The following is a 12,338-nucleotide window of genomic DNA, read 5'->3' as shown; positions in this document are numbered from 1 at the left end:
ATGAAAGCTATCTGTTTATTATCGTTAAAGCAAATATTTTAGCAAAGCTATTATTTTCCATTCTTTATATTGAATAAATTTCTCTAAACAACAACTCACTATCCCCCGCTAGCATCATCTGACAACAATACTATTGCCAATCTCGTAGCTGATGAATATAACTACATTGGAGACAAAAGACCGATATTTCTCTCTTCTCCCGTTTAATATTTTTATTCAATTATTGCTTTAAAAATCAACGTTCTACTGTTGGCGATCACTTGTGCAAAGCTTTTTTTATTTTCTGGCGCTTTTTATCATTTTCAAAACGTAACATCAAATCTCGCTCTTGTTTTGTCGAATTGGTTACACCAAAAGTATCATTGTCCATAACCTGCTGATACCCTGCTACCATTAAATTGACTAAAAATGAATCACTTCGCGGCGCTGATGAAAAATAGATTCCCTTTGAATCTTGTAATTTGTACCGATAACCTGCTTTAGTCATGCACTCATAAACTGCTGCAAAATCACTTGCACGCGAATCCATATTTTCAGAAGAAGCGTAGATTGGTTTCCAACCACATTTTGACAGTGCTTGTTGGACCATAGACTTATTGACACCGGGCTTTTCCCATAATTCTAATGTCGATGGGGGAGGTTTGCTAATACACCCAGCAGTGCTTAATAAAATTATAGCACTCAATAATTTCAATGTTTTTTTCATTCCCCCTCCTTCAATATTTACGATAGAAAGACTGATAAGTCTTCTAATATTTGCTCACACGCAAGATGACTCTTGTTAGCATATAGATATTGAAGAAACAATCCCACCCACCCCATGCAAAAACAAGAATGTAAGGATTTTTGATTACAGCAGCCTCAATACTTAAGGTTGACATTCAGGTTGTTCTTTATGCTCTTTACAATGAGGACTATTCAAACGCCTCTCTACACTTCGCTGAGGAATAACTGCATCAGGCTGACAAATTGGAAGATTTTCATATTTCTCACACCACTTCATTCTTCCCAATTTATCTTGAAAACCTGCTTGGATCATACATGCATTCACAGACTCCTCTGCATTGAATTTTTCATCCATACTTATTTCTGTATCAAGACGACCATCAAGATGCTGTATTCCACATTCTAACAGGGCTTTTTTTATCTCAAGCTGATCTGCACCGGATTTTTCCCATGCATCTACAGCTGTTCGAGAAGGCTGCTCTGGATAACATCCTGCCATAACAAATAAGGTTATCCCGCTTAATAATTTTAAAATCTGCTTCATTTTCCTATCCTTGAGTAATTTTGATATTACGAAACAATCTATAAATTATTATACATGCTGTTTTTTATTTCCAAAACAATGATGAACATTATCAGCCTATATTATTTTTATCTTTCCGAAGATTATGCCATAATTATTATAGCAAAAATACGGTAAAATTATTACTAAAACCATATTCTATCAACGATATGCTTATAATTATTATCAATATTTTGATTACAACCAAAATAGATATTTTATATCATTGCGCCAACAGTTGTTGTCCTCATAAATAATTAGCATTGACATGCTGAATTAAGCCATCCCCGTACGGGCATGAGAAGCATGAAGGTAGGGATTGTTGATCATCACAAACAGCAAAACTTAAGGTTTGCATTCAGGTGCATTTTTATACTGTTTACAATAAGGGCTGTTCAAGCGCTTCTTGACACTGGGCTTAGGGATCACAGCGCCTGGACGACAAATGGGAAGGTTTTCGGCTCTAAAAGTATAACATGGCCCACCCGCTCTTGCTACTTCTTCATCTTTATAGCGAAAACCTAATTGAAGCATGCAAGCATAAATTGTTGCTTTTGCATTGATGCTCTGCTTTCTATTTTCTGGATCGACATCATAAGGTGTTGGCATGCCACATTCTAACAGGGCTTTTCCTATCTCAGTAAAATCTGCTCTTGGCTTTTCCCACGCACTCAAATACCCTCCAGGAGTTTTATTAAACTGACATCCGGCTATACTCAATAGAGTTATCGCACTTAATAATTTTAGAGTTTGTTTCATTTTTTACTCCATGATTTAATTCAAGGCTTTTGTTCTAGATGAGATGTGCCATAAAAACTTTTGGCATTTATAACCCACATCTCCAAGACAGGTATGGGAGCTTATGGGATTTGTAGCCACTCTCAACCATTCTATCAAAACGTTACTGCCAGCAGGGAGTGTCCCGTAGGTATAGCCATTACCGCCAATCCATCGGCTTACAAAGTCATATCTATGCCCATCAAAAAACCTGTTTCATGCGTCTGTGAATGGCTGCTATGATGGTCTGTCATGCCAACAATCGTCATACTTTCTCCCATTACATTGATATCTTGACCGGAAATCAGATGAGAAGCAGAAATCTTGGCTTCTCCTTGTGCGTCTAACACGATGTTGCCCGTCGCCCCAAGGATAGAGGAGACCGTTGTGGTATGCGATTAAGAACTATCGGACGATTTCTCATGCAAAAAGCCACTTGATGACGACTGTTTTTGCTGATCGTAGTGTTCTTGAGCACCTTTTATGGTAGTATTGAATAATTTTGCACCGCAATACAGTTGCGGAGTGCATTTTGTCCGCCTCCACTTGTGATAAAAATTACTCTCGTATCAATATTATAAAAAATAAGTTTGATCCTTGCTATTGTGAGCGCAATAAACAATAAGAGTCGTAACACTGTCACACGTTCATTGTTCTCTTTAATTTACTCTTCTATGAGATTTTATTGTGATACCTTGCTGCTCTTTATTAAAGTTTTTGCAAATACAATCATACAATGCCTCTAATGACTTTGTTATCCACTATTTTCTACTAACGCCAATCCTCTTTGAGAAAAAATACATAAAGAACTTTATCTTCGATTCTAAAAGCAATAGTAGTTTTCTAAACAATAAAATTTAAACAACCAATTTTTTAAAGAGCTTAAAGAACAATTTTTACAATAACTTCTCTTGTGGAACAGAACTTCATTAATACGTTTAGAAAAAGATATCTGCCTATAATCTTGTATCTGGTAAAATCTATTTGCACTATTAGGCATTTTTACCTGAAAGACTTATATTGATTGCAGGGCTCACCATCAAAAAATGCCTAATATTTATATGATTTGGTCGTTACCGTAAGCAATGGCTCACAAAACTTCCAAAGCAAAATAATAACGAGCAGATTTTTTCAATCTAGATTGTTCTAACCTTTAGAGAATAACAATCAAACACCTGTTTTCCTGATGACATCAGCTATTTGTTTTGAGCTTTATCTCTATTCACATTTTATTGCTGTTTCTTTTGCTTAAAATTATAAAGTTTAAGTGCATAGAAACACATAATAAGCCAAGCAATCCAACTAAAACCTATAATTAAAACCGGTCGTGTCTCATCAAAATACCATAACAGAATAAAAATAAAAACCATAAATAAAATAGAAAAAATCGATCCTATTGGCCAAAATGGAATGGGAAATTTTAAACCATTCTGTGCTTCTTTAGGCATCTTAATTCGCATAAAAAATTGTGAAAGTAGAATCATCATCCAAACAAAAACTGTCGCAAATGTTGCCATTGCGGCAATAAGAAAAAAAAGCTTTTCATGGTAAAAATAATTAAGGACAGCACCAAGAAGAAAGATACCGAAGATCATCAAAATAACAAAAACTGGTATACCATTTTTTGATAAATATTGAAACTTTTTTAAAGCATAACCTTCCTGCGATAAACCATGGATCATACGACAAGCACCATACATTCCACTATTCATTGCTGAAATAGCCGCTGTAACAACAACAATATTTAAAATATTTGCTGCATACGAAATCCCAAGATTTTCAAAAATAGATACAAAAGGGCTATCCATAAGACCAATCTCATTCCAAGGATAAAGAGACATTAAAATAGCTAACGTCATGACGTAAAAAAGCAAAATACGAACTGGAGTAGAATTAATTGCCTTTGAAATCGTTTGATGAGGGTTTTGAACTTCCATGACTGCCATGCCAATAATTTCTATGCCACCAAAAGCAAAAACAACAACACTAAAGCAAGCTAAAAAACCAAACCAACCATTGGGAAAAAGTCCACCATTTTTCCATAAATTATGAACAGTAACGGTAGAAAAATTTGCACCTTCACCCCACCCCCAAAAAATAATTGCTATTCCTAAAATAATCATCGCAATGATAGCGATAACTTTAATAGAAGATAGCCAAAACTCTAGTTCACCATAGACTTCTACAGCAGCTAAATTAATACCTGTGATGATTAATGTAATACTCAGTGCCCATACCCAAGGAGCAACATCAGGATACCAAAACCCCATATAAGTCGCAAAAGCTGTAATATCAGCCAAACCAACAAGAATCATCTCAAATACGTATGTCCATCCCGTTAAAAAACCTGCTAATGGTGATATGTAATTTGCCGCATAACGAGCAAAAGAACCAGGTAATGGATTATGAAGTATCATCTCTCCTAGAGCCCGCATAACCATAAAAATAGCTAAACCAGCAATACAATAGGCAATCAAAACACTGGGACCGGCAAGCTTAATTGCCTGTGCAGACCCATAAAAAAGACCTGTTCCAATAGCAGAGCCAAGAGCTAAAAAAATAACTTGGCGCTTACTCATCCCTCTTTTCAGTTTATTTATTGCCATTTCTTTCCTTACTTTTTGAAATGCTGACACTCCACACCACGATAACAGCTTTATGATAAATAAAGCCTCATGTTTCTTTCACAAATATATTTCAAAAAACATTGAAGACCAGCCCGTCAAACACTTTGCTCTAAACAATGAAAAAATACTTTTATTGCGAATTACTCAGCTTTTATAGCCTGCAATTTCGTATTATTTTATTCAAATAAAGTGATAATGAATTTTTTTATAATTGTCATTTAATTCATTTCGTATTCTCTAGTTTTTTACAGAGAAAATTAATCTTAATGTAATCTAAACTTTTAGGCTTCTATTTCCGTGCGCGGAAATAGAAGCCTAAAACTTCATAACAAACGCATTAACTATGCGTACAATTAATTTTTTGTTACTTTAAGAAAACTCTCTTTGAGCCCACAAAGCAAACTTTTTACGCCAATTGAATAGCTCAATCAATGATAATACGAATCTCGCAAGCCTTCAAAAGTATGAGAAATTGTATTTACAACCCATCTTTTAAGGACTCCAACTGTCTTAAAGATAAACTTTCCAATGGAAAAAAAATATGCGCTAAAAATAGAATCTTTGACTGTTGGCCTAATGATAGCATTCTCCTTATCTTCGGGATTTTGCCCTGAGATAGCAATAAAATCTTTGTTTTTCGCTAAAATCAGAGGCTCCTTCTCTTGATCCACTATTGTAATGAAAACTTCCTCTGGAAAGCCACCTCTCCTACAATTTGCATGAATCTCAAGAATTTGAGAGAAAAAAATAACTGTTATTGATACACATAATCTAGCACTTTTAAACATTTCTTTCTCCTTTTTTATTTAAAATATCAAAAATGAAATATAAAATTCATAAAGTATTAACAAATAAGAAGAATCTACAATAAATTTTTTATTTTTACTTAATATAATACATATATTATAATTTGTACTTATAAAAATATAATATTACAACATATAATTTGTGAATATTATTTAACTTAGATTAAAATTTCTGATAGAAATCAGAAAGTATAGGTACTTTAAATTTATAGTTTCTATAAAATTATGATGCTAAATCAGATACCTATAAAATAATAAAATATCTAGTTGACTATAAATAACATATATATACATAATTCATTAAATAATTCAAATATAGTATTGATCTTCTATATTTTCATATGAGGAAGTTTCAAAATTCAATATCCGCCCTTCATCATTGTCCTTAAAACAAATATTATTGAAAACTTAATGAAGGAAAAATTGTTTCTGGTAAAACAGATAATAAGTGCCCTTCACGCACAAGTATATGTGCTTGATGAAGATCTGGAGCCAGATAGCGATCTTCCTTAAGAGAAGCAACATTTTTGCGTAAACATTCCATAACAGATTGCAAAAAAGTACTTGTTTTTAAAGGTGCACGATATTCAATTCCTTGTGCTGCAACAAGCGTTTCAATGCCAATAAGTGTAAAAAGATTTTCGCTCATTACCAATAACCGACGAGCTCCATGACAAGCCATTGAAACATGATCTTCTTGATTGGCTGAAGTTGGGGTTGAATCAACGGAAGCAGGATGGGCCATTTGCTTATTTTCAGACATTAAAGCTGCCGCTGTTACTTCAGCAATCATAAAACCTGAATTAAGACCCGCATTATGCGCTAAAAAAGCTGGAAGTCCATAAGAAACTGCTGGATCAACCATAAGAGCAATACGCCGTTGAGAAATAGATCCTATTTCACATAAAGCAAGAGCAATCTGATCAGCAGCAAACGCTACAGGTTCAGCATGAAAATTCCCACCTGATACAACTTCACCATTCCTTAAAATCAATGGATTATCTGTAACAGCATTTGCTTCAATAATCAGTGTTTTTGCTGCTGCCAGCAAAATATCAAAACATGCCCCCATGACCTGTGGCTGGCAACGTATACAATAAGGATCTTGTACACGCTCATCACCCCGTAAATGTGCTGCACGAATTTCTGAATCCTCTACAAGCTTTTCTAATGTTTTCGATACGGCAATCTGCCCATAATGTCCTCGTAAAATATGAATATCAGGATGAAATGGCGCCGTTGATCCCATGATGGCATCTGTCGTCAAGGCCCCTGCCAACAATCCACCACACAATGCCCGATAACCTCGAAAAAGACCGGCAAGTGCGAGGGCTGTTGATGTTTGAGTCCCATTAATAAGAGCTAGACCTTCCTTTGCCTCTAAAATAATAGGGGACAATCCCGCTTTCTCTAATGCAACAGCTCCACTCATACGAATATTTTGAAAAAATGCTTCCCCTTCTCCCATCATAACAGCCGCCATGTGAGCAAGTGGAGCTAGATCACCTGAAGCACCAACAGACCCTTTTTCAGGGATGACAGGAATGACGCCCTTTGCAAGCATATTTTCCAGCAAATTTACCAATTCTAGACGAACTCCTGAAGCTCCTCTTCCTAAAGAGATAAGCTTTAAGCTCATTATCAAACGCACAATATTTTCAGCTAAAGGTTCTCCTACCCCACAACAATGGGACAAAATAAGATTTCTCTGTAAAACAGTAACATCGTCCGCATCAATTTTAATGGAAGCCAACTTCCCAAAACCAGTATTAATACCGTACACAGGCTCACTTCCAGCAGCAATTTCAGCAATGCGCAGTGCCCCTTTCTCGATAGCTAAATGCGTGTCATTATGAAGTTTACTCACTTCACCATTAAAATAAATAGCCGCAAGTTCACTAAGCGTCACCTCGCTCGGTTTCAGTATAATAGTCATAATTTACTTTCTTTTTTATCAAAGTATAATGTTTAGCATTATTGATGCTTCTATAAAACAAAAAAACTATAACGACTCTTTAAAGCGAGAATACTTTTTTAAAGGTATTCCTTATAATGGAGTTATTATTCAAAAGTAGAATAGTTGACGATAAATGAAATATTGACAAACACAACTAAGGTCATGGATTTCAAAAATAGATAACGCATTAATTTATAATTATAATCTAGCATGATTCATATTAAATGAGAGAGCGGAATATCTTAAGACTCTCTCATTCCAAATCTGTGTATGTTGAATCAATCAACACCATTCGCTTGCACGTCATAAGCGAAATTGGCGTATAGATAAAACTGTAAAAAAAAAGGACTACTCCTCTTATGAGCCGTGTCAAGAGCTGTCGCAACATTGGGAGATGACAAAGTGTGTGATAGTGCAGGCTTATTCTTTTATGAAGCGTAAAGATGAAGAACTCAATGGATTTATCATTAAGCTATTCCTACTAAACTTATAAAAATCTTAGACAGACAGCTGTCACAATCTATCATGATTGCAAAAATTAAACTCTATAGAAAATTAAAAAACTTATTCAACACATCACAACAGAGAAGAAATTGAGCTTTTTTGCTACTTCTAAAATTGTATTTAAAGCGCCAGATTTAAACCTAAAAAGCACATCTTCAATAAAACCACACAAGACTCGCCCTAACCCGTTATTTAAAATAAAAATAAAAGAAGTTTTCTTATATCAAAAAATTTAATTAACATATTGTTTTTATATTATATCTTTAAAAAAGAGAAATGCTCCATATAACATATTTATATTTTACTTTTTTGTTATATTGAATCTGAATTTAGAGATAATTTCAAAATGAGTTGTTTTTTAAAGGTGCTTCCAAGCCATTACCTTTTTTACTACAAATTTCTGATTATGATAATTTTTATACTTTTTCAGTTGTTTTTGTCAAAATTTATTAAAAACACTCTCATTTAATAATAAAAAACAATCATAAAAACAAAGAATTATCAAATATTTCTATTCAATCTACCTCTTCTTATTTTATAAAATAATCTGTTGTTAAACTGCAGTAAAGAAAGCGCTTCAATACTATAATGCAGTGCATAAATTTTCTATTTAAACTCTCTCATATCAAGTGAACAATGAAAATCAGACGTAATAAGATGTCAACGTGAATGCTGAAGAAAAAAACCGTCCCCCTCAAAATCTGCCTTAATAAGGCGTTAATTTCCTGAATACCGCCTACTCTGATGTGCTAAAAGAGCAAAAGTAATCATCGATATCAGATTATCCCGCATACATATAGAGCTCACTTCGATACAAAAGCTCCAAATTGCCTTGCACTTCATATTTCTTTATCAATGCGACCAATTGCCGCAAATATTCTTTCCCATAGCAAGCAATAGCGCGTTGCGCTTGCGTTGAAGAGCGGCTCATTCCAATAAAAGCTTCAGATGGGATCATCATCGTCCAATTATGCGTATGAAAAAAAATCTTTTCTGGATCTACCCCAAAGCCATCACTCATTTCCTGTAAAAAATCAAAATTACGATAATAACGGGAATAGTTCGGACTCATTTTTTCTAACAATGTCTCATAAGCCTCTAGAAATTCGCTATGCTTGAAATCGCAATTATTTTGAATAACCGCCATGACACCATTGACTCGAAGTTGATCTGAAACAGAACAAAGCAACTTGGGACGATCCATCCACTGAAACGCTTGCGCTGCAATGACAAGATCAACCTCGCCAATTTGAGGCAATAGGTCTTCGGCACGGCCCTGATACCACTGCACCGTAGGAAATTTTTTTCGCCCCTGCTTAATCATATCTGCCGATACATCGATAGCATGATATTGGTGCTCATTTCCTAAAAATTTAACAATTCCCTCTAATGCGATGCCTGTCCCAGCACCCACATCCACAATGGACAAATGCTTTTTGTTCTTAAAAGAATGGAGCATGGTTTTAAATAAAGTGAGGGGGTAGCGAGGACGATAACGATCATAATCATTAGCCAATCCATCAAACTTTTCACTTTGCCGTTGAACACCTTCTATCACAGGATTTTCCGCCTCCTTCACAATTACTACCATACATAGTTAAAAAGCCCTTTTTGTCCAATCTATTAAGCACACCTTCTAAAGGAGAGAAAATAAGAACTGCCCTTACCTTCTATCTTTCCATAAGATTGATACTTACATTTTTCCCTTTTCCAATTGTGATCTGCACGTTGTGAAACACAAAAATACTACGAAAATAATATAATTTTCTGTAATAATAATTGATATAAATATTATTGAACTTTTATAAGATGACATCTATATTACCCTTATTATTTTAATATCAACGAGTCACTTAAGCGTGCCTAAAACGCATAGAGATGTCGATTTATTGATAAATATGCCTGTTTATAAAATTCAAAATACTTTCCACCAAGAAGATAAACCCTATATAATACATAAAATATCTGTGGAGACATCTTTATGTTAAATGTACAAACTTCTTCAATTTCAATGTTTAAAATATTAAAACAATTTTCAATCGTGATTTTTTTGGCATGGTTAGTGCCATTTTTAAGTGGGTGCGGATTTAATACGATACCAACAAATGAAGAAAAAGCACATGCAGCATGGAGTGAAGTGCTCAATCAATATCAACGTCGTACAGATCTCATCCCCAATCTTGTAGAAACAGTTAAAGCTTACGCAGCTCATGAACAAAGCGTTTTCACAAATGTAATTGAAGCACGTGCTAAAGCAACGCAAGTCAACATTAATGCAGATATGTTGAATAATCCAGAAGTTATGCAGCAATATCTCAAAAATCAAGCAAATTTATCAAGTGCACTTTCGCGACTTATGGCTGTTGTTGAAAACTATCCGGATCTTAAAGCAAACCAGAACTTTCTTGCTCTTCAATCACAATTAGAAGGAACAGAAAACCGTATTTCCGTTGCGCGCCGCGATTATATTGAAACAGTACGTGCCTACAATACTGCACTCAAAACAATGCCGACGATGATTTGGGCAAAATTATGGTTTCGTGATGCTAAACCTATGCCAACTTTTACCATCGATACTGATAGCCAACAAACACCAAAGGTTAATTTTAATTAATGAAATCATTTCGATACTCTTTGCAACGTATTGTATTTCCACAATTATGGGCTTTTATCTGCTCTCTGTATTTAGTTGCTGCATTGGGAAGTATCGCTTGTTCGCAAATAAAATTTCCTCATTTAACAGGTTATGTTAATGATGTGGCTCATTTGCTCGATAATGCAACCAAGGAAAACTTGACAAAAAAACTGGCAGCACTCGAAGAGAAAACGGGAGATCAAATTGTTCTTGTGACACTCCCTACTCTTTCGGGCAATGATATAGAAACATACAGCAATTCTCTTTTTCGTACATGGGGATTAGGCCAAAAGAAGATCAATAATGGTGTATTACTGGTCATTGCACCGAATGAACGCACAGCACGTATCGAAGTAGGATATGGTTTGGAAGGAGAGCTAACAGACGCTCTTTCCTCTGTCATTATTAATAGCTTCATGATTCCTAATTTTCGCGAAGGAAATTATCAAAAAGGAATTGCTGAAGCAGTTGATGCAATTATCAAAGTTATTACAGAAAGTAATTCTGATTTTACTTTTCGTATCAAAGAAAAAGCTAAAATCGTTGAAGAACAACGTAAACAAGCTGAAAAAGAAGAAATGGTAATCAATGCAATTATGTTTTTAGCCTTTTTTATAATGTTTGGTCTTCCTATTCTTGCAATGATTTTTGGTAAAAAAGTGGGTCCACAAAAGTATCTCTGGCTGGGGATCATCTTCACACCTTGGTTTCTTAACTTAAGTGCCGGTGGCAGATATCCTGGTGGAAGGTTCGGTGGTCCTCGAGGTGGAGGGGGCTTTAGGGGTGGTGGTGGATCATCAGGTGGAGGCGGTGCAACAGGAAGATGGTAAAAGGAGCGTGGATTTTTAAGCGTAGTAAATCTTCTTAAGATAAAATTTATGAACGTATTCTCTTTTATTCAACAATTCTATACCTTACTCTGTAATCACTTTTATTGATTACAATATAAACTCAAACATCAAGATAAGTATTACCAATGACATTTGAATTGAAACATACGGATCGTAATCACTTATCACATCATTTTAATGCAATTCTAGGAAATCCACCCGTTGAATGGAAGATAAGTGATCATCTAGTTGAGTATCCTGAAGCTCTGCGTTATATGCAAGAACGTGTAGAAAAAATTCTTGCAAAAACCGCGCATGAACAAGTTTGGCTTCTTGAACACCCTTCCCTTTATACAGCGGGGACGAGTGCAAATAAAAAAGATCTTTTGGCGCCTAATTTATTCCCTGTTTATGAAGCAGGACGTGGAGGTGAATTTACATATCACGGTCCAGGACAGCGTATTGCTTATATCATGCTTGATCTTAAACGCCGAAAACAAGACATTCGTGCTTTCATTAGTGCATTAGAAGAATGGATCATACAGATGCTTGCAAACTTTAATATTAAAGGCGAACGCAGAGAAGATCGCGTTGGTGTCTGGGTTAAACAATCTCATTGCCCATCAAAACAAAATGATCTTTCTTCCGAAGATAAAATTGCAGCTATTGGCATTCGAGTGCGAAAATGGATAAGTTTTCATGGAGTTTCTATCAATGTTAATCCTAATTTAGCCCATTATTCAGGAATTGTTCCTTGTGGAATTACAAACCACGGTGTAACGAGCTTTCTTGATCTAGGTTGCCCTGTAGCAATGCATGATATTGATATTGCTCTCAAACACGCTTTTGAACAAATTTTTGGTCCAACAATTGATGTTTTCTAAGTGCATTGATTTTTAAATAAAAAACAGGCA

General features: G+C 35.1%; 10 protein-coding genes and 1 pseudogene. 3 read left to right on the top strand and 8 right to left on the bottom strand.

Annotated features, from left to right (window positions below):
* Positions 1 to 256: 256 nt before the first annotated feature.
* The 8 genes and pseudogenes from ACFILH_RS07620 to ACFILH_RS07585 all read right to left on the bottom strand — a co-directional run bounded on the left by ACFILH_RS07620 (position 257) and on the right by ACFILH_RS07585 (position 9,550).
* The gene (locus ACFILH_RS07620; RefSeq protein WP_273791501.1) at positions 257 to 706 is read right to left on the bottom strand and encodes a hypothetical protein; all 450 of its coding nucleotides are present in this window, start codon (positions 704 to 706) and stop codon (positions 257 to 259) included.
* 162 nt (positions 707 to 868) lie between these two features.
* Positions 869 to 1,270 carry a hypothetical protein gene (locus ACFILH_RS07615; RefSeq protein WP_375631301.1) on the bottom strand — a complete coding sequence of 134 codons (402 nt, stop codon included), beginning with the start codon at positions 1,268 to 1,270 and terminating at the stop codon, positions 869 to 871.
* A gap of 363 nt (positions 1,271 to 1,633) precedes the next feature.
* Entirely contained in the window at positions 1,634 to 2,047 is a 414-nt protein-coding gene (locus ACFILH_RS07610; protein WP_375657865.1) for a hypothetical protein, read from the bottom strand.
* A 215-nt stretch (positions 2,048 to 2,262) separates the two neighbouring features.
* A pseudogene (locus tag ACFILH_RS07605) lies at positions 2,263 to 2,553 on the bottom strand (hypothetical protein); the annotation flags it as partial.
* Positions 2,554 to 3,294: 741 nt separating this feature from the next.
* Positions 3,295 to 4,671, bottom strand: a complete 1,377-nt coding sequence (locus ACFILH_RS07600) for an amino acid permease (protein WP_375660074.1) — start codon at positions 4,669 to 4,671, stop codon at positions 3,295 to 3,297.
* Between the two features lie 449 nt (positions 4,672 to 5,120).
* Positions 5,121 to 5,480: a hypothetical protein gene (locus ACFILH_RS07595; RefSeq protein ID WP_375631298.1), complete on the bottom strand. Its 360-nt coding sequence runs from the start codon at positions 5,478 to 5,480 to the stop codon at positions 5,121 to 5,123.
* Positions 5,481 to 5,895: 415 nt separating this feature from the next.
* On the bottom strand, positions 5,896 to 7,434 hold the full coding sequence (gene hutH / locus ACFILH_RS07590) for a histidine ammonia-lyase (protein WP_273791578.1): 1,539 nt from the start codon (positions 7,432 to 7,434) through the stop codon (positions 5,896 to 5,898).
* 1,306 nt (positions 7,435 to 8,740) lie between these two features.
* Complete coding sequence (locus ACFILH_RS07585) at positions 8,741 to 9,550, bottom strand: class I SAM-dependent methyltransferase (protein ID WP_375667595.1); 810 nt, start codon at positions 9,548 to 9,550, stop codon at positions 8,741 to 8,743.
* A gap of 390 nt (positions 9,551 to 9,940) precedes the next feature.
* Here ACFILH_RS07585 and ACFILH_RS07580 point away from each other — a divergent pair, with 390 nt between their 5' ends.
* From ACFILH_RS07580 to lipB, 3 genes are all read left to right on the top strand, one after another.
* On the top strand, positions 9,941 to 10,573 hold the full coding sequence (locus ACFILH_RS07580; protein WP_273724085.1) for a LemA family protein: 633 nt from the start codon (positions 9,941 to 9,943) through the stop codon (positions 10,571 to 10,573).
* On the top strand, positions 10,573 to 11,424 hold the full coding sequence (locus ACFILH_RS07575; protein WP_273791580.1) for a YgcG family protein: 852 nt from the start codon (positions 10,573 to 10,575) through the stop codon (positions 11,422 to 11,424). The genes ACFILH_RS07580 and ACFILH_RS07575 overlap by 1 nt, the downstream gene beginning before the upstream one ends.
* A gap of 146 nt (positions 11,425 to 11,570) precedes the next feature.
* Positions 11,571 to 12,308: a lipoyl(octanoyl) transferase LipB gene (gene lipB / locus ACFILH_RS07570; RefSeq protein ID WP_375660573.1), complete on the top strand. Its 738-nt coding sequence runs from the start codon at positions 11,571 to 11,573 to the stop codon at positions 12,306 to 12,308.
* Positions 12,309 to 12,338: the final 30 nt, after the last annotated feature.

It is taken from the genome of Bartonella sp. CL435QHHD (assembly GCF_042195095.1).
Taxonomy (GTDB): Bacteria; Pseudomonadota; Alphaproteobacteria; order Rhizobiales; family Rhizobiaceae; genus Bartonella.
The sequence above is the reverse complement of the archived record's forward strand: the minus strand, read 5'-3'. Positions and strand labels throughout refer to the sequence as shown.